At 72.5% G+C, this 22,517-nt stretch carries 17 protein-coding genes; 8 read left to right on the top strand and 9 right to left on the bottom strand.

The annotated features are described in order from the left end of the window. Positions 1–21: 21 nt before the first annotated feature. From ACZ6QQ_RS10495 to ACZ6QQ_RS10485, 3 genes are read right to left on the bottom strand one after another with little or no spacing between them, the layout of a single operon-like run. Positions 22–903, bottom strand: coding sequence for a carbohydrate ABC transporter permease (locus tag ACZ6QQ_RS10495; RefSeq protein ID WP_465875684.1), 882 nt, complete (start codon positions 901–903; stop codon positions 22–24). Then, complete coding sequence (locus ACZ6QQ_RS10490) at positions 900–1,919, bottom strand: carbohydrate ABC transporter permease (protein ID WP_465875683.1); 1,020 nt, start codon at positions 1,917–1,919, stop codon at positions 900–902. The genes ACZ6QQ_RS10495 and ACZ6QQ_RS10490 overlap by 4 nt, the downstream gene beginning before the upstream one ends. Then, positions 1,916–3,244 (bottom strand): sugar ABC transporter substrate-binding protein, encoded by a 1,329-nt coding sequence (locus tag ACZ6QQ_RS10485; protein ID WP_465875682.1) that lies wholly within the window; start codon positions 3,242–3,244, stop codon positions 1,916–1,918. Before ACZ6QQ_RS10485 ends, ACZ6QQ_RS10490 begins: the two co-directional genes overlap by 4 nt. Before the next feature lie 131 nt (positions 3,245–3,375). Between ACZ6QQ_RS10485 and ACZ6QQ_RS10480 the strand changes: the two genes are divergently transcribed. Then, positions 3,376–4,410 carry a LacI family DNA-binding transcriptional regulator gene (locus tag ACZ6QQ_RS10480; protein WP_465875681.1) on the top strand — a complete coding sequence of 345 codons (1,035 nt, stop codon included), beginning with the start codon at positions 3,376–3,378 and terminating at the stop codon, positions 4,408–4,410. Positions 4,411–4,503: 93 nt separating this feature from the next. Here the strand turns inward: ACZ6QQ_RS10480 and ACZ6QQ_RS10475 are convergent, their stop codons facing one another. From ACZ6QQ_RS10475 to ACZ6QQ_RS10465, 3 genes are all read right to left on the bottom strand, one after another. Continuing rightward, a complete protein-coding gene (locus ACZ6QQ_RS10475; protein ID WP_465875680.1) occupies positions 4,504–5,916 on the bottom strand; it encodes a hypothetical protein in 1,413 nt (470 codons plus the stop codon). Further along, on the bottom strand, positions 5,913–6,428 hold the full coding sequence (locus tag ACZ6QQ_RS10470) for a SigE family RNA polymerase sigma factor (protein ID WP_465875679.1): 516 nt from the start codon (positions 6,426–6,428) through the stop codon (positions 5,913–5,915). Before ACZ6QQ_RS10470 ends, ACZ6QQ_RS10475 begins: the two co-directional genes overlap by 4 nt. A 122-nt stretch (positions 6,429–6,550) precedes the next feature. Beyond that, positions 6,551–7,111 carry a Pycsar system effector family protein gene (locus ACZ6QQ_RS10465; protein ID WP_465875871.1) on the bottom strand — a complete coding sequence of 187 codons (561 nt, stop codon included), beginning with the start codon at positions 7,109–7,111 and terminating at the stop codon, positions 6,551–6,553. A 116-nt stretch (positions 7,112–7,227) separates the two neighbouring features. Here ACZ6QQ_RS10465 and ACZ6QQ_RS10460 point away from each other — a divergent pair, with 116 nt between their 5' ends. The 6 genes from ACZ6QQ_RS10460 to ACZ6QQ_RS10435 all read left to right on the top strand — a co-directional run bounded on the left by ACZ6QQ_RS10460 (position 7,228) and on the right by ACZ6QQ_RS10435 (position 17,825). Beyond that, positions 7,228–8,172 (top strand): hypothetical protein, encoded by a 945-nt coding sequence (locus ACZ6QQ_RS10460; protein ID WP_465875678.1) that lies wholly within the window; start codon positions 7,228–7,230, stop codon positions 8,170–8,172. Continuing rightward, positions 8,169–11,510 carry a CHAT domain-containing protein gene (locus ACZ6QQ_RS10455; RefSeq protein ID WP_465875677.1) on the top strand — a complete coding sequence of 1,114 codons (3,342 nt, stop codon included), beginning with the start codon at positions 8,169–8,171 and terminating at the stop codon, positions 11,508–11,510. Before ACZ6QQ_RS10460 ends, ACZ6QQ_RS10455 begins: the two co-directional genes overlap by 4 nt. After that, positions 11,507–12,916: a hypothetical protein gene (locus ACZ6QQ_RS10450; protein ID WP_465875676.1), complete on the top strand. Its 1,410-nt coding sequence runs from the start codon at positions 11,507–11,509 to the stop codon at positions 12,914–12,916. Before ACZ6QQ_RS10455 ends, ACZ6QQ_RS10450 begins: the two co-directional genes overlap by 4 nt. A 116-nt stretch (positions 12,917–13,032) precedes the next feature. Continuing rightward, positions 13,033–13,506, top strand: a complete 474-nt coding sequence (locus tag ACZ6QQ_RS10445; RefSeq protein WP_465875675.1) for a MarR family winged helix-turn-helix transcriptional regulator — start codon at positions 13,033–13,035, stop codon at positions 13,504–13,506. 107 nt (positions 13,507–13,613) lie between these two features. Further along, positions 13,614–15,368, top strand: a complete 1,755-nt coding sequence (locus tag ACZ6QQ_RS10440; RefSeq protein WP_465875870.1) for an ABC transporter ATP-binding protein — start codon at positions 13,614–13,616, stop codon at positions 15,366–15,368. Between the two features lie 69 nt (positions 15,369–15,437). Then, entirely contained in the window at positions 15,438–17,825 is a 2,388-nt protein-coding gene (locus ACZ6QQ_RS10435) for an NACHT domain-containing protein (RefSeq protein WP_465875674.1), read from the top strand. Here the strand turns inward: ACZ6QQ_RS10435 and ACZ6QQ_RS10430 are convergent. The 3 genes from ACZ6QQ_RS10430 to ACZ6QQ_RS10420 form a co-directional block, all read right to left on the bottom strand. Then, entirely contained in the window at positions 17,813–18,358 is a 546-nt protein-coding gene (locus tag ACZ6QQ_RS10430; RefSeq protein WP_465875672.1) for a carboxymuconolactone decarboxylase family protein, read from the bottom strand. The two genes, ACZ6QQ_RS10435 and ACZ6QQ_RS10430, sit on opposite strands and share 13 nt — an antisense overlap. A gap of 4 nt (positions 18,359–18,362) precedes the next feature. Continuing rightward, complete coding sequence (locus ACZ6QQ_RS10425; RefSeq protein ID WP_465875671.1) at positions 18,363–19,427, bottom strand: cobalamin-independent methionine synthase II family protein; 1,065 nt, start codon at positions 19,425–19,427, stop codon at positions 18,363–18,365. Positions 19,428–19,562: 135 nt separating this feature from the next. After that, on the bottom strand, positions 19,563–20,771 hold the full coding sequence (locus ACZ6QQ_RS10420; RefSeq protein WP_465875670.1) for a hypothetical protein: 1,209 nt from the start codon (positions 20,769–20,771) through the stop codon (positions 19,563–19,565). 239 nt (positions 20,772–21,010) lie between these two features. On the opposite strand from ACZ6QQ_RS10420, the gene ACZ6QQ_RS10415 reads away from it, so the two are divergent. Continuing rightward, positions 21,011–22,387 carry an asparaginase gene (locus ACZ6QQ_RS10415; protein ID WP_465875669.1) on the top strand — a complete coding sequence of 459 codons (1,377 nt, stop codon included), beginning with the start codon at positions 21,011–21,013 and terminating at the stop codon, positions 22,385–22,387. Positions 22,388–22,517: the final 130 nt, after the last annotated feature.

Genomic DNA, 22,517 nt, shown 5'->3' with positions numbered 1-22,517 from the left:
GTGGCGCGGGCGGGGCCGGGGTCATTTCACCCCGCCCGTGGTGAGGCCGCTGATCAGGTAGCGCTGGAAGAAGAGGTAGAGCACGACCACCGGCACGGCGCAGATCAGCGCCGCCGCCATCAGCTGTCCGTAGACCGGGATCGCGCCGCCCTCCTGGGTGGCGCCGAAGATCTGCAACGACACCGCCGCCGTACGGGTGTCCGGATTGGTCAGTACGGAGGCGAACAGCACGTCGTTCCAGCCGAGCAGGAAGGCGAAGATCGCCGACACGGTCAGTCCGGGCCAGCTCAGCGGCACGATGATCCGGGTCAGCACGTGCCACGACGAGGCACCGTCGACCCGGGCCGCCTCGTCCAGCTCGCGCGGCAGCCCGCGCAGGTAGGTGACCATGACCCAGGTGGAGAACGGCAGCCCGAAGGTCAGATAGGTGAGGAACAGCGCCCACCGGGTGCCGATCACCGGTACGCCGAGCACCGTCGCGGCGCTGGCGAAGAGCACGAAGACCGGCAGCAGCATCAGCGTGCCGGGGATCGTCTGCAACGCCAGCAGGCCGCGCAGGATCGCGATCCGGCCCCGGAACGCGACCCGGACCAGGACGTACGCGCTGACGATCGAGACCAGCGCGCAGACCACCGCGACGGCGCCCGCCACCAGCACACTGTTGACCAGTCCGGGGCCGAGGTCGGTGGTGGACCAGATCCGCCGGTAGTTGCCGAAGTCCGGGCTGCGGGGCAGGAACTCCCCGGCGGCGACGGAGAGATCCGAGTTGATCGAGGCGAGGAACATATACACCAGCGGGGCCCCGACCAGCAGCAGCAGGACGGCCAGCACGAGGGCCCGCAGCGGTCCGGGCAGCAGCCGGGTGATCTCCGCCGAGCGGGAACCGGCGGTACGGGTGGTCACGGGTTGCGGCCCTCCTCTCCGGTGTCGAGGCGGACGGCCCGCAGGTAGACCGCGATCGGGATGGCGACCAGCACCAGCGACAGCACCGCCATCGCCGCGCTGAGCCCGAACCGGAAGTTCTGGAAACTCTCCACGTAGGTCAGCACCGGCAGCACCTCGACGTCTCGCGGGGCGGGCACCCCGAAGAGCACGAACGGGAGGGTGAAGTTGTTGACGTGGTGCAGGAACGAGATGACCAGCGCCAGCGAGACCGGTCCGCGCAGGTAGGGGCCGATCACGTACCGCAGCTTGGCCCACCAGCCGGCCCCGTCGAGCGCGGCGGCCTCGTGCACCACCGGGTCGACGGTGTGCAGCCCGGAGACCGCCAGCAGGTAGACCAGCGGCCAGGCGGTCCAGACCTGCACGACCACCAGGGCCCAGAAGCTGCGCGGGCCGTTGAGCCAGAGTCCGGGCGCCAGCCCGAGCTGCCCGAGGACGGCGTTGGCCACCCCGTCGGGTTGCAGGATGATCCGCCACACCGTGCCGACCACGAACGCCGGCAGCACGTACGGAATGAGGAAGATCGACCGGACCAGGGCCCGGCCCCGGAACCGGTCGTGTGTGGCGAGCGCGGCGGCGACGCCCAGCGGCAGGGTCAGCACCGTGGCGAGCAGCGCGTAGCCGAGACTGACGCCGATCGCGTGCGGCAGGTGGGAGGCGCGTACCGCCTCGACGTAGTTGTCGAGCGCGACGAACGGCGCCCCCACCCACTGCCGGATCGAGTACTGGTCGAGGTCGAGCAGGGATATGTAACCGGCGGTGAGCAACGGGACGACGATCACCACGAGGGTGAGCAGCCCACCGGGGATCAGCATCCAGAGCGGACGGTGGCGTTGCCGCGTACGCCGGGCTCGGGCCGGCTCCCGGCGGACCGGCACGGTCGTGCGCGCCGGTCCGTCCACGGGGGTCGGCCGGTCCGCCCGGCGCGGACCCACGGTGGCCACCGGGCCGTCCTCGGTCAGCGGTGCCGGCGTCACTTGGCCTTGTCCAGCGCGGCCTGCCCGGACTTCTGGGCCTCGGCGAGCAGCGACCGCAGTTTCGCCTCGTCGACCCGGCCGGCCGAGAGCGTGGGGATCGACTGGACCACCACGTTGACCAGGGCGAGCTGGATCTGGCTCCAGGCGCCGCTGAACGGGGTGCCGACCGCCTTCGAGGAGGACTCGACCAGCGCGGTGAGTGCCGGGTCGCCGCTGAGCGCGCCCGCCGCCTCGGCGTTCGTCGGCAGCTCACCGAACGTCCTGTAGTAGGTGCCCTGCATCTCCGGGTCGGTCAGCAGCTTGATCAGCTTGAGCGCGTTCTCCTTGTTCTTGCTGTACTTCGCCACCACCAGGTTGTCGCCGGAGAGGATGCTGGTGGCCGGGCGGCCCTGCGCGGGCAGCGCCGTCACGCCGGGCGGGATCGTCGGCATGATCGCGTACGCGTACTTGCCGGCGACGGCGGAGGAGTCGAGGGTCACCTTCGAGGTGCCCGACACCATCGGCAGGAACGCCGCCTTACCGGCCGCGAACGCGGCGATGGCCTGGGCGTTCTTCCAGCCGACCGAGGCCGGGTCGACCACCTTGTCGGTCCCCAGCCAGCCGAGGTAGGTGCGGTACGCGGCCAGCGTGGTCGGGTCGTCCAGCCGCAGTGTGGCACCGGTGACCAGGGGATTGCCCGCCTGCACGTCCATCGCCCAGATGAACTTCCACGGGTCGAACGAGTCGGCGTAGGCGACCGCGAGACCGTACCGGCCGTCGGTGGTGAGCCGCTTCGCCTGCTCGCGCAGCCCGTCCCAGCTGTCGGCGGGCTTGTCGATGCCGGCCCCGGCCAACAACTCCTTGTTGTACGCCATGACGAACGGCCGGCTGGCGAACGGGACGCCGACCTCCCTGCCCTGCTCCGGCCCGGAGATGCCGAGCGTGGCGGGAAGGAACTTGTCCCGTCCACCAACCTTCGCCCAGTCGTCGGCGGTGAGCTCGACGAAGGCGCCGGTCGCGTACGCGGTCGGGGTGAAGGTGGTGCCGAGGGAGTAGATGTCCGGTCCCTGGCCGGACAGGACCGAGGTCTGGATCTTCGTCAGCTCGTCGTTCGGCGAGGCGAACGTCTCGAACCGTACGGTCACCCCGGTCTCGGCCGCGAACTTCGCCGAAACGTCGGAAAACCACTGCCGCTGCTGCTCGGGATAGATCGAGTTGGCCTGGACCAGCACGTCCAGGCTGGACCCGGCGCCGGTCGAACCGCTCTCGTCGGCACCGCAGGCGGTCAGGCCCAGCCCGACCACGATCAGACCGGTCAGCCCGGCCAGGGTTCGTCGCGCTTTCATCTACCTCAGCTCCTCGGCGGGAGGCAGCGCACCGGCGCACCTCGGGTGGCGGAATTCACGGGACCGTAACAATGGGCCGTGATCGACGGCAATCGTTTGCCAAGGATTTGCCAACGTGGTTCCCTGGCGACATGGAAAGCACCGGTGGCGCCCGCCGCGCCCGGCCGGTCACCATCACCGACATCGCCAGGGTGACCGGCGTCGTACCGTCGACCGTGTCCCGGGCACTGAACAAACCGGGCCGGGTCAACCCGGCCACCCGGGACCGGATCCAGGCCGCCGCCCGCGAGCTGAACTACGTACCCAACTCGCAGGCGCGGGCGCTGATCTCCGGACGTACCGGGACCATCGCGGTGCTGGTGTCCGACGTGACGAACCCGTTCTACTTCGGACTGATCCGGGGTGCGCAGCAACGGTTGAAAGCCGCCGGCTACGCCCAACTGCTGATCGACACCGAGGACTCCGGCGAGCACGAGGCGGAGATGCTGCACAAGATGCGCCGGTCGCTCGACGGCGCCATCCTCGCCGCCTCCCGGCTGCCCGAAGCCGCCCTGACCGCCCTGGCCGGGGAAATCCCGCTGGTCACGGTCAACCGCAACGTCCGGGGCGTGCAGAGCGTGGTGATCGACACCCCGACCGGCATCGGGCTGGCGGTCGAACACCTGGTCAACCTGGGCCACCGCGACATCGTCTACGTCGCCGGCCCGGACACCGCCTGGTCGAACCGGGCCCGGTGGCGGTCCATGTGCGCGGCCGGCGAGCGGTACGGGCACCGGTTCCGCCAGGTCGGGCCGTTCCCGCGCGGGCGCCGATCGGGTACGGCCGCAGCCGACGCGGTGCTGGCCGCCGGGGCGACCGCCTGCATCTGCTTCAACGACCTGTTCGCCATCGGCATGCTGCCCCGGCTGCGCCAACGCGGCGTCGACGTCCCCGGCGACCTCAGCGTGATCGGATGCGACGACATCTTCGGCGCCGACTTCTGCCATCCGCCGCTGACCACCCTGACCGGGCCGATCGAACAGGCCGGTGAGGTGGCGGTCGCCATGCTGCTCGCCCGGCTGGACGAACCGACCGCCGAGCCGGCCCGGCGTACGGTCATCCTCCCGGCGACGCTGACCGTACGCGAGTCGACCGGACCGGCACCGCAGCGCCCGTTGCCTGCCTGACCAACACCGGACCGGCGCCGAAAAGCCTGGTACCTGCCCGGCCAACACCGGACCGCCCGGCGCGGGCCCGGCGGTGGCCCTCGATCGCCACCGTCACCATCTCGCGAAGATCGGCTCGCCGAAGAGCTGCTCTCCCTCGGCCCGCTCCGGCACCCGCGTCGTCGCCACCTGCTCACCCGTCGCGCCCAGCACGCGCAGTGTGGCCCCGTCGTGGCCGGTGAGCCCGAGGAAGGCGGCGCCACCCTCCACCCGGCCGGATCCGATCACCGCGCCCCCGGCGTCGACCGCCTCGACGGTGGCGGCCGACCTCGGCACGACCACCAACATCCGATCCGAGAGCACCGCGTGCCCGCCGGAACGCTCCGGCAGCCGGATTGCGATCACCCCGGAGTCGTCCGCCGTTCCCGGTGCGACCAGGGACCATCCGGTGCGGCTCGCCGCCCCGGTCCCGGTGTCATCCGGCCGGGCACCGTCGGTGTCGGCCAGCGCGACCATGGCCCTCGGCTCGGCGCCGACCCGGAGCACCACCGCACCGGGACCGGTCTCCGGCCCGAGCAGCACCGCCGGCACCGCGACTCCCGACTCGGTGACGGCGCCCGCCCAGCGAACGACCGGGACGGCGGCCGACAACCCGGCCTCGCCCACCAGCTCCTTGTACGAGGCCAGCGCCGCCTGCCCGGTCGACCGGTCGACCGGGCCCGCCCAGCCCGCCGCCGGATCCGGATCGGCCGGCGCCACCTGATCACCAATCTCGCGGAAGCCGGGATCCAGCGGCCCCTGCTGACGAACAACTCCGCCGCAGGTGATGCGCCACACGCTGGCCGGCTGGTCCTCACGCACCATGAAGTCCCCGCCCGCGGCAAGCTCCCACAGACGGCCGACCGTGCCGCCCGCATCGATCGGGGCATACCCCGACATGGCCACCTGGCAGCCATCCGGCGCCAGCCCCACCTGCCAGAACGACACCCGATCCTCCTCGTCGCCGAGCACCCCGCGAGCGGTCACGAACGGATCCAGCCGCGCGTTACGGAGTCCGTCGCTCTCGGCGAGCTGACCGGCCGACGCGCCGCGCACCTCACGGAAGACGGACAGCGCCGCGGCGGAGTCGGAATAGTGGGCGGTCAGGACGACGCGCGACCGCGCGAAGTCGTGGGCGAAGAGCACCTTCACCTCGGGCAGTGCCGACTCGTGTCGCAGCGCCCGCGTCAGGTCGGCCACCAGCTCGGTGTCCCCGGCGAGGTTTCCCCGCGTCGGCGAGTCGATCAGTCGCCAGGTCCAGTCGGATTCGACCGGATATCCCTCGGACGGAGGCCCGCCCTGCCAGCCGCCGACCCCGACGATCGCCGGTCCGGACAACACCAGGGCCAACAGCGCCGCACCGGCTGCGGCGAACCGGGCCCGCCGCCGGCTCCGCGCCCGGCGCAGCACGTCGCCGTACGGGTCGGCACCGGGCAACACCGGGTCGGTGAGCCGCCGGAACCCGGCCTGCAACTCGTCCACGCTCATGCGGTCCCTCCCACGGTCACCTTCGGCGCCGGCATCGGCTCGCCGGAATCTCGGAGCACGTCCCGCAGACGGGCCAGCCCCCGGGATGCCTGACTCTTCACCGCCCCGGCGGAACAGCCGAGCAGCTGCGCCGTTTCCGCTTCGGACAGGCCCTCCCAGTACCGCAGCACCAGGACCGCCCGCATCCTCGGCGGCAGCCGGCGCAGTCCGGTCAGCAACTGGTCCCGGTCGGCATGGCGATCGGTCCCGTCGGGCTGCGCGCGCTGCGGCACCACCCCGGTCAACAGTTCACGCGAGCCGAGCCGCCGCCACAGGCTCGTCCGCTCATTCACCATGATCCGCCTGACGTACGCCATCGGTTCGTCCACCTGCCGCCAGCGCCGCATGGTGATGACCAGTGCGTTCTGGAGCAGATCCTGAGCGGCGTCGCGAGATCCGGTCAGTAGGTAGGCGGTACGCAGAAGGTCGCCGTAACGAACCTCGACGAACTCCCGGAACCCGTCGTCACTCACCTGTCCGGTCCCCCCTGCACGTTGTCGTCAACGGTTCAGAGGTTCCCGACCGGCTGGAGGTTGAGTGTCCACGCCGAAAAGTTCGCCGGCCCGCCGACCGGCACCCGACCGGACCGGTCGGCTCAGCCGCGCCAGGCGAGCAGGACCTGACAGCTCAGCGCGGTCAGGGCGAGCAGCAACGCGACGATCGACACCTGGAGGAACCGGTGCTTGCGCCAGTTGAGCCGACTCATCGCCACCAACTGCCGGGAGAGCATCTGGTTGTGGTCGGCGACGCTGAGCCGGTCCAGCCGGCGACCCAGGGCCGGCGGCGACCACAACCGCAGGTGTCCGAAGTAGATGAGGTTGTCGCGGTACTCGATCCGGTGCCGGCGGGGCGAGCCGAGCCGGGGCGCGATCGTGATCGCGGTCAGCACCATCGCCACCACCAGCGTGACCACCCCGGCGAGGCCCAGGTAACGCGGCCAGCCGTCGGTGGCCGCCGCCGAGAGCCAGCCCTGGGTCGGCACCGAGACGACGATCGTGCCGCCCTCGAAGGCGAGCAGGATCGACGCCTTCACGTCGAGCTGCGCGGTCCACGACTCCTGTGCCGCGTGCACCTGCCAGGCAAAGTTCTCCCCCGGACCCGTCGGCGTACCCGCAGCGGCCCGACGACGCACCTGTTGTCTCGCCCGTCGTCCCATCACCCACCGAATATCGCACCGACGAGGTGTCGGGATTCCCTCAGCTGAGCGGATCGGGACGGCGCGGGTCTGCTTTCCTGACGGGGCGAGGTGACCCGATCGGCGGAGGTAGGCGAATGAGACGACTGGTGCCGGACGGCCCCGCGCGGATGGACCACCGGGGCACGGCGCGCGCCAGACCGGGCCTGCACCGGATGTTGCGGGGTACCGGATGGTGGCTGCACCCGGACGGCCGCCTGCTCGTCGTGCCCCGGCCGGGGCTGGCCCGTGACGATCTCTTCCCGCTGCCGGGGTTGCACCGGCCCGACGGTGCGGGCGTGCGGTTCGTCGCCGCCCGCGACAGTCCCGACGGCTCGGCCCGGGCGTCGATGGCCGGCCGGATCGCCCCCGTGGACGGTGTGCTCCTGCTGACCACGGAATACACCATCGGGGCCCAGGTGCACGACGAGCGGGTGACCCTGCGCCAACCGCTGCGCGACGAGCAGGCCGGTACGGACTCCGGGTTCGGGCGGGTCGGCGGAATCGCCCTGCCCGCCGTGTACCGGGTGGAGCTGACCGGGGTGACCGACGGGGTGTCGTTCCACGCGATCCCCGCCGAACTGACCCTGCTGCCGCCGACCGGGTCGGACCTGCTCGAGGTCACCCTGTTCGGCGGGGACATCGGCGTGATCGGTGACATCAGCTGGCTCGCCGCCACGTCGGACGGCGGCAGCGGGGACGTCGAGCGGTACACGCTGGACCTGACCGGTGGGCGGCTGCGGGCCGAGCTCTCCGCGCCCCAGGGCGCCTCGACGGTCAGCTGGACCGCGCCGACCCCGGTGCCGTCCGGCCTCCAACTGTCCTGGGTGCCGCCGCCACTGCCGGTGTCGGCCCGCCGGGCGATGCTGGCGCTGCACTTCACCGGCGCCCACGTCACCGGTGAGGTACGAGCCAGCGGGCTGCGCGACGACCGGGTGGTCGACTACCGGACGGAGGTACGGGGAACCCTGGTCGCGGACGGACCGGACGATCCGTACGAGGCGTTCGAGCGTGCCTGGCAACCACCGGACCTCGGCGGGTGACGGCGGTGGTGGCGTACCCGGTGGAGCCGCTGCTGTTCGAGGTGGCGGGCGCGGTGGACCCGCGTACCCTGCGCCTGTCATGGTCGGCGAACCGGCTGCGGGCGCACTGGGAACCGGATCGGGAGCCGGTCGGCGTCGACGCCCGGTACGAGCTGCGGCCCGACGGTACCGCGCGGGTCGGGATCGCCGGCCTGGACCTGACCGGTCGTTGGTGGACGCACGACGGCGGGATCGTCGAGCTGTCCGCAGCCGACGCCGGGACCAGCATCGACGGCCTGCTCACCGGCGCGGGCACCCTCGACCGGCCGGAAGATCGGGCGGAAGACCGGCCGGAGCTGACCGCGATCCTGGTCCGGTCCACCCTGGACGGGCCGACGGCGACCCGCCTCACCCAGCGCCTGCGCCGGCCCGGACCGGATGCGCCCGGAGCCGGGGCGGGACGCGAATCCGCGCGCGTCGGCGCCGAGCCGTGGCCCAACGTAGCCGGCCGGCCCGCCGTGGCACGGCCGCCGCGTACCCCGTTCGACCTGCTGGTGCCGGTCTTCGAGCTGGAACTGGTCGGGCTGGCCGGTGCCGGTGCGCCGGTGCCGGCCGAGGCCGTGTTCACCCCACCGGACAGTCTGGGCCGGTTCGGTTTCACCCTGACCGGCGCCGCTCCGGCCAGCGGGGAACAGCTCCGGTGGTCGCTGGACGACCTGGACCCCGAGGTGTTCGGACCGGCCGGCACCCTGCGGGTCCGGCGGAGCGCCGCCGATGACGAGTTGCCGACCTGGTACGACGCCGACCAGCGCCACGAGATCACCACGGCGCACCTTCTCCTCCGGTTCGACGCCGACCGGCTGGTGCTCTCCGGTGACCTCCGGATCGTCACCGACCGCAACGACCAACGGCAGATCACGTTCGCCGGCCCGGTACGCGGACGCGAGGTCGAGTGGCACCGCCGCTGGCTGGCCCGACCGACACCCACCGGACAGTGGTTCCCCGTCGACGACCCGGACGCGCCGCCCCCACCCGACGACCCGGCCGCGCCGCCCCCACCCGACAACCCGGCCGCGCCACTCCCGCCTGACGACCCCGCCGCGCCGGTCGCCGTCGAGCCGGTGCCGGACCGTACCGACCGGGACCGGACCGGTTGGCGTACCCCGCACGGGCCGGCGCTGCTGCGCCTGTTGCCGGCCGACGGGCTGGCCGTGGGTCTGCTGCCGGCGCCGCAGGGCTGGCAGGCAGTGGTGCTCCGACCACCGGTCCCGGCCTCGGCGCACCCCGCCGCCCTGCGGCGGCTGGCCCTCGACCTCTACACCGGTCGGCGGGCGGCCCAGGCGGCACCGCTCGCGGCGGCGGCCGTCGCGCGCTACCGGGCGATCCTCGCCGACTCCGCCGGCACCCCGACGGCCGACCACGCGTTGGGTGACCTCGCCCTGCTGGTCAACCACCAGGTCGTCGGCGCGTTCGCGCTGCGCGACCACCCCGCCCTGGTCGAGGCGCTCGGCACCGCCGTCGAGATCCAGCAGCGGTACGCCACCACGCCGCCCGGCCTCACCCTGCTGCTCCGGCTCGCCAGCGACACCGCCGACCTGCTCGACGCCCAGGGCGACCTGCTTCGCGACCAGAGCGGCCCGGCGCCGTCCGGGACACTCGCCGACGCCGCGAACGTCGCCGCCGGTTGTGCGGCGAGCCTGCGCCGGCTGGGCACCGCCGCGGCCACGGCGGCACTGACCGACACGGGTGCCGTCGCCTCGGCCGTACGCGCCTGCGTCGGGGCGCTGGACACGACAACTCGACGGCTGCGCCGGCTGGCCGGGACGGTGGAGCCGACCGGCGCCGACCGACCGGTCGGCTCCGCACCGGCGGTGTCGCTGCTGCGGACCACGGCCGACATCGCCGAGAACCGGCGGAGCGCACTGCACAGCGCACGGATCGCCGACAGCACCGAGGATGTCCGGCGGGCGACCCCCGCGGCGGTCGGCCCGCTGACCGGGTACGTCGAGCGGTGGCGGGCACTGCTCGACCGGGACTGGGACAAGATCTTCGCGGCGGAACGGGCCCAACCGTTCTTCGCCCGGCTGGTCGACCTGCTCACCGACCTCGGCGCGGGCCCGCACGCCCTGGTCGCCAGCGAACAGAGCCGGGCCCGCGCCTTCGCCGACCTGCTGTACCGCACCGGCGAGGACCCCACCGGTGGCACCCGTCCCGCCACGGCACCGGCCGTCGACGGACCGGCCCTGCGCGGCATCCTCCGCGCACACCGGCGCACCGTGGTCGAGTACTTCCTGAACGGGTCCCGGCTGACCGTCTGGACCGTACGCGGGGACGGCGAGCCGGTGACCGCCGTACGCGTGATCGATCCGGCGGCCCTCGACGCGGACGTCGACCGGTTGCTCCACCTGGCCGAGCGGACCGATCTCGACGATCCCGGTCGACGGGAGATCCTGGACCTCCTCGCCCGCCTCGGCGGACTGCTGTGGGAACCGGTCGCGGTCGACCTGCTCCCCGCCGACCCGGACGAGCCGGTCACGGTGGTGCCGCACGGGATCATGCTGCGGGTGCCGTTCCCGGCCCTCACCGCGGCGGACGGGGCGCCGCTGGCCGCCCGGCACACGATCGAACTGCTGCCCAGCCTCGCCCTGCTCGGCGGGCTGCGGGACCGGCTCGACCGCCGGCCGGTCCGCGAACCCCACCTACTCGCGCTGGTCAACCCGCAGCCGATGCCACCGGCGCCGACAGCCACACCGGACGGCGCCGAGCCCCTCGCGTCGCTGACGGCGACCGAGCGGCGGTTCGACACGATCAGCGCCCAGTACGCCGGCCGGGCCGACGTCCGGTACGGCAACCGCGCCGATCTGACCGCCCTGCGCGCGCCGGGAACCGTCGCCGACGTGCTCTACCTGGCCACCCACGCCGACGCCGAGTTGGTCGAGTTGCCGGCGGAGCCGGACCGGCTGGCGGGGTTGGCGGCGCGGATGCCGTTCGTGGCGCTGGCCCGTACGGCCGACCACGACGGGATCGTCCGACTGCGCGACCTGCGAGACCTTCGCCTCGACGCCGACCTGGTCGTGCTCTCCTGCTGTCGGGGCGGACGCGGGCCGGTGGCCGCCGACGGCATCATCGGCATGACCCGGGCCTTTCTGCTGTCCGGACCGACCAAACTGCTGACCAGCCTGTGTGCGGTAGGGGAGGAAACAAGTATGGAGATCATGTACGGCTTCCACCGGAAGTGGCTCGGCGACGGGCATCCGGTTCCGGCCGCGTTCCGCCGGGCACACCTCGAACTGATCGAGGACCACCCGGACGACCCCGAGCTGTGGCTCGGATTCGTCCTGTTCGGAGCGAGCGCGTGAGCACCGAGTCGGCAGACCTGGTGACGATCCCGGGTCCGCTGGCCCGGCTGGACCTGTGCGACTTCGAGCAGATGCTCGGCGGGGACACGGTCCGCCCGATCCGGCAGGGCGCGATCACCTTCGGCCGGCCGCTGGCGTACGAGATCGGTCTCGACCGGTTCCCGCCCGCGTTCCGGGACCTGCGCGACGCCCGGCAGTGGCGCTACGTCCGGCTGGTCCTGCCGTTCGCGCTGGAGGCGCGGGCGCGGCGGCAGGAGTTCGTCGACCTCACCGTCCGGCTCCGCCGGGCCGCGCCGGACGCGCTCGGGCTGGATCTGGAGCCGCCCCGGCCGATCGGCCCCGGTGGCCTGCCGGCCGTGCTCGGCGCGGCACCGATCCCGCTGCACCTGCCCCCCGCACCGGGCGAGCCGGTGCTCGGCGACACCGTCGCGGTCGAGGTCAACGGGTACGGCAGCGACTCCATGGGCTGGTCGCTACGGGACGCGCACGGCGGGCCGCTGTCGGACGGCGGCTACGTGGTGGCGGCCGTCCTGCGGATGCCACCCACCGCCAGGACGGTGTCCGGAGAGCTCTCCGCGCTGGCCACGCTGCGCCGGCCCTACCTCGGCTCGATGCAGCTCAGTCGGCCCCGCACCCGGCATCCCGAACACTTCTCGACCCCGATCATCCTGCTCGCCCCGACCGACGAGCCGAACCGACCCGCCGACACCGAGCCGAACCGGGCCGGTGCCATCGAGCCCAGTCGATTGGGCGGGGCCGAGCCGAACCGGGCCGGTGCCGCCGGGGTGGGCCCGGGTGGGCCGGTGGCCGGGATCGGCACGGGTTCGACCCGGCTGTGCCTGGCCGCCGACGCGGAGTCGTACAGCGCGCGGGACGTGCCCGGTCAGCTCGCGCTGCAACGCCGGTTCGTCGAGGTCCTCGACACCGCCGCCCAGTACGCCGGCCTCGACCGACGCCTGTGGCAACGACAGGAACAGGGTGACGGCGAGTTGGCGCTGCTGCCGCTCGGGCTCGACGAACCACGGGCGGTCGCCGACTTCGTCCATGAGTTGGGCCTGGCGCTGCGCCAACTGAACCGCGACCTGTGTGAGGGGGCCCGGCTGCGGTTGCGGCTGGCGATCCACACCGGGCTCGTCTACCCCGCGCACAACGGGTACGCCGGTGACGCCGTCATCCACGTCAGCCGGCTCCGCGACAGCGCCGAACTCCGTACGGCGCTGCGCGAGGCGACCGGCGCGGACCTGGCGGTGGCCGTCTCCGCCGTCGTCTACGACCAGATCGTCCGGCACGAGCCCCGTGACCTGCGCGCCAACCGGTTCCGCCCGGTGACGGTGGAGAACCCGGCCAAGAACTTCCGGGCCGACGCCTGGATCACGGTGACGGACGGCTCCAGGGAGCCCTGCTGAGCGGCCGGGCTGGCCCACCTCGTTTTAAGCCACCCCGTCGATACTACGCACCAACTTAGTAATCCGAGCCACTTGACGGGTTTGGCCTGGGAGGAGTTCCGAAGTATCGTCAGCTGGTGCGTAACAAAGTTGAGGCACCGAGCGAGCCTTCCCTGGCTGCCGCTCAGCAGATCCGGCGCGGCATCGGAGCGCTCGGGGCACGGATGCGGGCCGAACGGGCCGGCTTGCTCAGCCTCACCCAGAGCGCGGTGCTCGGCCGGGTCCACCAGCATGGGCCGGTCACCCCGGGCGAGCTGGCCAACCGGCTGCGGGCCAAACCCCAGTCGCTGACCAGGACCCTGGCGAGCCTGGAGGAAAACGACCTGGTGCGCCGGATGCCGGACCCGGACGACCGCCGGCAGTCCCTGCTGACCATCACCCCCGCCGGTCGGGCCGCCCTGGCCGAGGAGATGCGACCCCGCGACACCTGGCTCGCCGACGCCCTCGAACGCGAACTGACCACCGCCGAGCGGGACCTGCTCGTTATCGCCGCGACCCTGCTCGAACGGCTGGCCGACACCGACCCCGGCCCGGCACCGGTGGAACCGTGACCGAGGTCGCCCCGCCCACCGCCCCTCGCGCCCGGAGCAAGCCCCGACAACCGACCGGGCCGGTCGAGGACCCACCGGACCCCCCACCGGTACGCCGGGTCGTCCGGCTGTTCCGGCCGCACCGACGGTGGGTCGCCGCGCTGCTGCTGGTGGCGGTCGTGCAGGGGGCCACCAACGTGGTCGCCCCGTTCCTGCTGCGCGGCATCATCGACCGGGCGCTGCCCGAACGAAGCGCCGTACTCGTCTCCTGGCTGGCCGGTGGGATGATCGCCGCCGCCCTCGCCGGGGCCGCGCTCGGCGTGGCCACCACCTGGCTGTCCAACCTGGTCGGCCAGCGGGTCATGCACGACCTGCGCACCTCGGTCTACCGTCACCTCCAACGAATGTCGCTGCGGTTCTTCACCCGCACCCGCGCCGGTGAACTCCAGTCCCGGATCGCCAACGACATCGGCGGGGTCGACAACGTCGTGTCCAACACCGCCAGCTCGGCGGTGCAGAACGCGACCAGTGCGGCGGCGGTGGCGGTCGCCGCGCTGGTGATGAACTGGCGGCTGGCGCTCATCTGCCTGGTGGTCGTACCCCTGTTCCTGGTCTTCTCGATGCGACTCGGCCGGCAGCGGCGGCAGATCGCCCGGGGCCGGCAACGCCAGCTGGCCAGCATGACCAACCTGGTCGAGGAGTCACTGTCGGTCGCCGGGGTGCTGCTGACCACCACCATGGGGCGCCGGGAGGCCCTCGCGGCCCGGTTCGACGCCGAGTCCCGGGCCCTGTCGCGCAGCGAGACCGACGCCGCGATGAGCGGCAAGTGGCTGCTCTCCACCCGTCGGGCCAGCCTCACCATGGTTCCCGCCATCGTCTACTGGGTCGCCGGGCTGGCGTTCGCGCACGGCGCGGCCCTGATCTCGATCGGCACCGCCGTCGCCTTCACCAGCATGCTCAACCGGCTGGTCGGGCCCGCCACCGCACTACAGGGCCTCGGCGTGGCGACCTCGACCTCGATGGCGCTGTTCAGCCGGATCTTCGAGGTGCTCGACCTGCCGGTCGAGATCGAGGAACGGCCGCACGCCCGACGGCTCGACCCGATCCACGGCGAGGTACGCCTGGACCGGGTCTCGTTCCGGTACACGCCCGACGCGCCGTGGACCCTGCGGGAGATCGACCTGCACGTGCCGGCCGGCACCACCGTGGCCCTGGTCGGCGAGAGCGGCTCCGGCAAGACGACGCTGGCGTACCTGCTCGCCCGGCTCTACGACGTGGACGCGGGCTCGGTCACGATCGACGGGGTCGACCTGCGGGACCTGCGCCTGGCCACGGTCTCCGACGCGGTCGGACTGGTCGCGCAGGAGACGTACCTGTTCCACGACACCATCCGGGCCAACCTGCGGTTCGCCGCGCCCGACGCCACCGACGCCGAGATCGAGGCCGCCGCCCGCGCCGCCCGCATCCACGACATGGTCAGCGGCCTGCCCGACGGGTACGACACCGTCGTCGGCGCCCGTGGTCACCGATTCTCCGGCGGCGAGCGGCAACGCCTGGCCATCGCCCGGATGCTGCTGCGGAACCCGCCGATCCTGGTGCTCGACGAGGCGACCAGCGCCCTGGACAACGAGACCGAGCGGGCGGTGCAGGCCGCCCTGGAGGAACACTCGCGCGGACGGACCACCATCGCCATCGCACACCGGCTCTCCACCGTGCGGCACGCGGACCAGATCGTCGTACTCGATCGTGGACGGGTGGTCGAACGCGGCCGGCACGACGAACTGCTCGCCCTCGGCGGCCGGTACGCCACCCTCGCCGGTGCGCTCGCACCCGACGACGGCACCGGGCCGACCGACGGGGGTCGGCGAACGGGTGGTACCTGACCGCCCGGTGAGCGCCGTCGGCCGTTTTCCGGTGGTAGGCCCGCACCACCGGCTGTCACACTTCGGGGCATGCCGCCGGCCGACCGCCTACGACTGTGGCCCGTGGTCGGTCTGGCCTCGCTCGGGCTGCTGCTGACCGGCGGGGCGGCACTCGCCTTCACCCTCACCGCCGGCAACAAGGAGGCGACCGGGATCGTCGTCTCGGTCGTGATGGCGATCGTCACCCCTCTGCTGAGTGGCCTGGTGGCCGTGCTCTGGCGGCACCGGCGACTTCAGGGGCGCGACGGCGCCGAGTCGCTCGCGCTGGCCGCCGACGCCCTCGCCAAGGCGGTGCAGGAGCAGTGGGAGAAGGCGGCGGCCGACCGGCGCCTGCACCGGCCGGCGCCGATCCCGGTCCGCTGGACCTGGTCGCCCCGACCGGTCACCGGGCGGGTCGAGGACGCGATCGGCGACTCCGACGGGCTGACCCTGGGGCGGTTCGAACCGCTACCGGGCACCGAGGCGGTGACCGCCGACATGGTCGAGGCGGGCGGGGTGGCGCAGCTCTTCCGGGTCTACGCCGGGCTGAGTTCCGGCCGGCTGGTGATCCTCGGCGACCCCGGCGCCGGCAAGACCGCGGCGGCGATCCTGACCCTGGTCGAGGCGTTGCACCACCGGCGCCGGCTCGACACCGAGGTACGCCGACGGGTGCCGGTCCCGGTACTGCTCACCCCGCAGAGCTGGCAGCCGCGACGGCAGTCGCTACGGCACTGGCTGGTCGGCCGGCTGACCAGCGAATTCGCCTTCCTGAACGCACCGGAGTACGGGCCCGACGTCGCCGCCCGGCTGGTCGACGAGGGCCTGGTCGCCCTCTTTCTCGACGGCTTCGACGAGATGGCGGCGCAGTCACGGGCGAGCGCACTGGAGTCGATCGACGAACAGGCGGACTTCCGGCTGGTGCTGCTCACCCGGAGCGAGGAGTTCACCGACGCCGTACGCACCGGGCACCTGCACGGCGCCGCCGCGCTCGAACTCCGCCCGCTGCCGGCAGGCGTCGCGGCCGACTATCTGGCCCGGTGGCGGGTGACGGCCCCACCCCCGGCCTGGCAACGCCTGGTGCGGCGGCTCCGCGAGCAACCGGACAGCCCGCTCGCCCGTGCTCTCTCCTCGCCGCTGACCGTCACCCTGCTCCGGGACACCTTCGCCGACCCCGCCGACGTCGACGAACTGCTGGCACCGGACCGCTTCGACGATCCGACCGAGATCGAGGACTTCCTGCTCGACCGGGTCCTGCCCGCCGCGTACCGGGTCCGCCCCGGTCAGGAGGCCGGCCCGTACGACCTGGTCCGGGCCCGACGCTGGCTCGGCCACGCCGCCGCCCAGATGAGCCGCCGCAGCACCCGTGACCTCGCCTGGTGGCGGATGCACGAGTGGGCGTCGGCACCGGCACGGATCATCGCCACGCTGCTGTTCGTCGGCCTCGCCGCCGGGGCGACCGCCACCGTCGTCGCCCGGTTCACCGAGGAGTTCGGCGAACGCTCCACCATGGACCCGCTGCCGGCGACCGTGATCGGCCTGCTGCTGGGGTTGGCGATCGGGCTGGCCGTCGAGCGCCGGGAGTCCCCGGTGGGCGGGTTCTCCGGATCCGCCGGCTCCCGGTTCAGCCTCGGCATGGGACTGGTGTCCGGACTCGCGGCCGGCGTCGCCACCATGCTGACGGTCGGTCCGACGTTCGGGCCCACCACCGCGATCCCGGTCGCTGTCGGCGCCGCCCTCGCCGCAGGGATCGCCACCGGCGTCGCCTCCGGGGTCGGGCTCCGGCCGACCGGCTCCGCCCTCGCCCCGCAGTCCGGGCTCGGGCGCACCATCCGGGCCGGGCTCACCCACGGGCTGCCGGCCGGACTCGCGACCGGGGTGCCGATCGGACTGGGGACCGGCGTACCGGTCGGTCTCGCCTACGGCCTGCCGACCGGACTCGGCACCGGGCTGGTCACCGGGCTGGCCTTCGTCCTCGCGTTCGGCCTGATCGACGGCTTCTCGGCGGCCTCACTCGACGTCGCCGCCCCGATCGACCCGATCACCGCCTGGCGGCAGGACCGGCGGCGCGGCCTCTCCGTCGGCGGCATCTTCGGTCTCGTGGTCGGCTTCGCGGCCGGGTTCACCGACGCCATGGCCACCATCCGGCACGACCCGCTGCCGGTCGCCGCCGGAGTCGGGATCGTCACCGGTCTGACGCTCGGGCTGGCGACTGCCGTCGCGGCCACGATCACGGTGTCCAGCACCTGGCGCACCGGAGCGCTCTTCCTGCAACTGTGGGCCCGGGGAGACGGCCCGGTACGCGGGATGCGGTTCCTGGAAAACGCCCACCAGCGGGAGATCCTCCGGGTGGTGGGCTCGGTTTACCAGTTCCGGCACGCCCGGCTCCAGGACCGGCTCGCCCGGGCCTTCGATGCCGACGGTACGACTCAGGTGCCGTAGCCGACCGTGACGATCCGTTCCGCCGACGCCGGGTAGTAGGCCGAGTCGGCGGGTACCAGGGTGCCGAGCCCGTCGACGTACCGGTTGAACATGCAGAAGGCGGCCGCGATCAGTACCGTGTCGTGGATCTCCAGGTCGGTGGCGCCCTCGGTGCGGGCGGCCTCGACCAGGTCGGGGGTGACCTTACGGCCACTGTTCTGGACCGCGCCCGCGATCCGCAGCAACGCGCGCAGCTTCGCCGACACCGGCGCGGTGTCGAGGTCGGCCCGCACCTGGTCGACCAGCTCCATGCCCTCGTCGAGCTGCCGGGCGGCGAACGCCGAGTGCGACGTACAGCAGAACTCGCAGTCGTTGAGCCCGGAGACGTACGCCGCGATCAGTTCACGCTCACCCGGGGTCAGCGGGTGCGGGACCTGCCGCAGCAGCACCTCGGCCAGCTCGTTGAGCGGGCTGGCCGTCTCCGGACGGAACCGCATCGGGCCCCGGATACCCGGAAACTCGCTCTCGTCGACGCCCAGATCGATGTGTGCCACGTTTTCACACTCCCAGTTCTCGTGCGGCCAGTTCGGTGCCTTCCACCCGGGCGCGCACCTTGGCCCAGGCCGTCTCTCGTGAGGTCGACAGGTCGTCGCCGAACGGGGCGAACCCGCAGTCGTCGCAGGTGCCGAGCCGGTCCGGCGGGATGTACTCGGCGGCCCGCAGCACCCGGTCGCGGACCTGCTGTGGCGTCTCGACCACCGGGTCGATGGGATCGATCACCCCGACGAAGATCCGCTGGTCCGGGCGGGCGTGGGCGGCGATCGCCGCGAGCACCCGGTCCGGCTCGGACTCACTGGCGAGCTGCACGTAGAAGGCGCCCGCGTGCAGCGCGAACAGGCTCGGCAGCAGCTCGGCGTAGTCGACGTCGGCGCTGTGGGTCGAGTCCCGGTCGCCACCGGGGCAGGTGTGTACGCCGATCCGTTCCCGCTGCTCGGGGGTGAACCGGTCCAGCACCCGGTTGTTCAGTGCCACGAACGAGTCGAGGATGCCCTTGGATGGGTCGAGTTTGACCGACAGCCGCCCCTCGGTGAAGTCGAGCTGGACGCTGTGGGCGCCGCCGTCGAGGGCTCCCCGGATGTCCGCCTCCGCCTCGTCGACCAGGTCGTCGAGGAAGGCTTCCCGGTCGTAGCCGGGGATGCCGGCGGCCGGGTAGAGCAGGCTCAGCGCGGACGGGGCGATGACGGCCTGCTTGACCGGTACGGTCGCGTGCCGCTGGGCGGCGCGCAGGTAGCCTTCGGCCCGGGTGGCGTACCGGAACGGGCCGGCGGTCAGGCTCGGCAGCGTACGGGTGTGGCCGTCGGCGAACGGGATCACCACCCCGTCGGGGGACAGTGCCGCCGATCCGTGTACGGGATAGGTGGCGAAGCTCGGTTTGCGCTGCTCGCCGTCGGTGACGACGGGTGAGCCGAGCGCCTCGAACCGGGCGATCGTGTCGCGCACCGCGTCGTCGTAGAGGGTGTCCAGCGCGTCGCGCCCAAGCTTTCCGGCGTCATGCTCGGCGATGCCGGCGAGCAGTTCCGGTGGGCGGGGGATGCTGCCGATCGGTTCGGTCGGGAGACTCATGCACCAGAACTTAGAGATGCGACTCCAGCTTCCACAATGGATTTCGTGCTGTCTTCCGAATTCTTGCGCTGTTCTCTTGAAATGGGAAACGGGTGTTTGTCCGTGGCACGCGACTGCGTGACATGATCAATGGGATCAGCTCAATTTCGATCCGATGATCGTCGGCCGGCTGGCGCCGAGGAAGAAGATTCCGGGCAATCCCTGGGTCTCGAAACCGTCGCTCGGGTTGCGTCGCAGCGTCGAACCCTCGATCCGCATGGTGCCGCTGCGGTCGTTGCTGACGAAGAAGACCGCACCGCCCCCTTCCTGCGCCTGGTTGTTCTCCACGATGCTGCCGGCGATCCGTACGGTGAACCGGTTGCCGTCGCAGTAGATCGCTCCGCCGCTGCCACCGCCGGGTGTGCCGCCACGAGCCGGGTTGGCGCCCCGGCCGATCGCCTCGTTGTGGCTGAACACGCTGTTGAGCACCACCCAGGAGACACCGATGCTGCTCAACGCGCCGCCGTTGGAACAGGAGCCGCCCTGGCCGGCGGCGCCACCGAAGGTGCTGTCCACCACGTACACCGGTCTGCCCTGGAACTGGCTGAGCACCCGGATGGCCGCACCGCCCAGGTCCGGCCCGGTACGGTCGCACCGGTTGCGGACGAAGCGCGAGTTGACCACCTTGAACTGCCCGCCCCGGACGAAGATCGCTCCCCCGCCGCCGCCCTCGACCTTCTCCCCGGTGGAGTTCCCGTCGGCAAACGTCAGGTTCTGCACGGTGAGCTGCGGATGATCCTGGTTGTCGCAGTGTGACGTGGTCCAGCCCTGCGCCTGGTCACAGGTGTTCAGGTAGAGGATCCGGTGCTTGCCGCCGCCGCTGAGGGTGACCCTGCCGCCGCCGTCCAGCACCACCCTCGGCCCGTTCGCGTTGCGCACCTTCGCGGTCTCGGTCAGGGTGATGGTCACCGGATCCGGGCCACAGTCGAAGGTGATGATCCCGCCCGCCGCGACCGCCGACACGACCCCCTTCCCTGTGCAGCTCGCGGGCGTACCGGTGCCGACCGTGCGGGTCGGTCGGCTGGTGTCCACGGCACGGCCCTCGGCCGGGATGGTGGCGCCACCGTCGGGGTTGCCCGCCCGCGCCGGTGGCGCCGGGGCCCCGGCGGGTGAGGTCGACGGCCGGCCCGTCGGCGCGGCGCCCAGGCCGTCGCTCGTACCGGTCGCCGGGTCGGCGGCAACCGCGCTCCCGTCCGCTGTCGGGCCGGGCGGCGTCGGGCCGGTGTCGGCCGCACGCCCGCAGCCGGGCAGCAGGACAGCGGTGACACCGAGGGCGAGCAGGAACGATCCAGTTTTGATCCGCACCCGCCCAGGCTAGAAGGCCCACCCGGTAAGGGGCGAACCGCCCGCTGTCGGCAGGAAGTAGTCCGGATCGCCAGCCGGCGGTCACCGGGGCCGGCGAGATGAAGCAGAACCGGCCAGGTGAAGCAGGACCGGCGAGGTGAAACGCGGCCGGCTAGGTGAAATCGATGCTTAACAAGATCGAAAACTCGGCCTCGGAGGATGCGGTTTCCCCTACCACCGCAGGCACCGCGGAGGCCACCATGTCCGACCCGACCATCCCGTCCGAACCGACGTCGTCCGCCGAACCGACGTCGTACACCGAACCGAAGCTGTCGATCGAGTCGGCGCAGCTCGAAGCGCCGGCCCGACCGCGACCCGCGCCGTGGCGTCTCGGCGCCGTACTCACGCCCCTGGTCAGCGCGACCCTCGGCGCCACGCTCGTGCTCGGCCTGACCGCACAGGTCGACCCCGCCGACACGGGGGCACCGCCGGCCGGCGCGGTGACCGGGGTGCAGGCGCCGACCGGGATCCGCAGCGTCGCCTACACCGAGGCGCTCACCACGGCGAAGACCCGCAAACCGAAGGTGACCGTGATCGGCACCGGTGGCACCATCTCCGGCGTCGCCACCTCACGCAGCAGCTTCACCGACTACCGGTCCGGGCAGATCGCGATCGCCAGCATGGTCGGCCAGCTCCAACCGGAGATCGGACAGGTCGCCGACGTCAGCACGGTGCAGTTCGGCAACAAGGGCTCCGGCGGTTACACCATGGCCGAGTTCCACGCGCTCACCCTCGCCGTGCAGAACGCGCTCAAGTCGGCCGACGCGGTGGTCGTCACCAGCGGCACCGACACGATGGAGGAGTTCGCGTACTGGCTCGACCTGACCGTGCAGAGCCGCAAGCCGGTGGTGATCACCGGCGCGATGCGGCCGTGGGCGGCGGTCACCCCGGACGGGCCACAGGTGATCGGCGCGGACGGGCCGGCGAACCTGTATAACTCGATCGTGCTGGCCGCGAGCCAGACCACGTACTGCTACGGAACGGTGCTGCTGCTCGGGGACGAGTTCCATGCCGCCCGCGACGTCACCAAGACCAACTCCAGCCGGATGGACACCTTCCAGAGCCGGGAGTTCGGCGTACTGGGCTGGGTCGACGGGCCGAACATCAAGGTCGGGCGGGCCCCGGCGCGGGTCGACGACTGCGACCGTACCCGGGACTGGCTGACCCCGTTCGACCTGTCCCGGATCCAGCCGACCGCGCTGCCCCGGGTCGAGGTCGTCTACAGCTACCAGCAGGCCGGTGGTGAGGCGATCAGCGGCTTCGCCGCCGCGGGGGTCAAGGGCATCGTCACCGCCGGCACCGGCGCCGGTGGGCTGTCGTCCGCGCAGAGCAGCGCCCGGACCGCCGCCGCCGCGCAGGGCGTGGTCTTCGTGAGTACGACCCGCACCGGCTCCGGCTCCGTCTACGGCGGCAGCACCACCGCCCCGATCATCGCCGGAGACGACCTGCTGCCGCAGAAGGCGCGGCTGCTGCTCCTGCTCGGCCTCGCCTTCGCCCCCGGCAACGTCGAGCGGGTACGCGGCTGGGTGACCACGCTCGGCAACCCGGAGTGGGACACCGCGCCGAACGGCAGGTAGTCGGACTAGGGACCGGCGGCCGGCGGCCGGGGGTGGCGGAAACGTACCCTCGGCCGGCCGTCGGGCTCGACACCGACCTCGGCGGGTGTGCGGTAGACCGGGAGCAGGCGCTCCGGTGTGAGCACCTCGA

Source organism: Micromonospora sp. NPDC049529 (genome assembly GCF_055586685.1).
This window is presented reverse-complemented; position numbering and strand designations above follow the sequence as displayed.

Excerpts from the sequence above, each read along its gene's own strand:
- ACZ6QQ_RS10485 (WP_465875682.1), bottom strand. The coding sequence starts at position 3,244 with ATGAAAGCGCGACGAACCCTGGCCGGGCTGACCGGTCTGATCGTGGTC.
- ACZ6QQ_RS10480 (WP_465875681.1), top strand. The coding sequence starts at position 3,376 with ATGGAAAGCACCGGTGGCGCCCGCCGCGCCCGGCCGGTCACCATCACC.
- ACZ6QQ_RS10475 (WP_465875680.1), bottom strand. The coding sequence starts at position 5,916 with ATGAGCGTGGACGAGTTGCAGGCCGGGTTCCGGCGGCTCACCGACCCG.
- ACZ6QQ_RS10465 (WP_465875871.1), bottom strand. The coding sequence starts at position 7,111 with ATGGGACGACGGGCGAGACAACAGGTGCGTCGTCGGGCCGCTGCGGGT.
- ACZ6QQ_RS10460 (WP_465875678.1), top strand. The coding sequence starts at position 7,228 with ATGAGACGACTGGTGCCGGACGGCCCCGCGCGGATGGACCACCGGGGC.
- ACZ6QQ_RS10435 (WP_465875674.1), top strand. The coding sequence starts at position 15,438 with ATGCCGCCGGCCGACCGCCTACGACTGTGGCCCGTGGTCGGTCTGGCC.
- ACZ6QQ_RS10425 (WP_465875671.1), bottom strand. The coding sequence starts at position 19,427 with ATGAGTCTCCCGACCGAACCGATCGGCAGCATCCCCCGCCCACCGGAA.
- ACZ6QQ_RS10415 (WP_465875669.1), top strand. The coding sequence starts at position 21,011 with ATGTCCGACCCGACCATCCCGTCCGAACCGACGTCGTCCGCCGAACCG.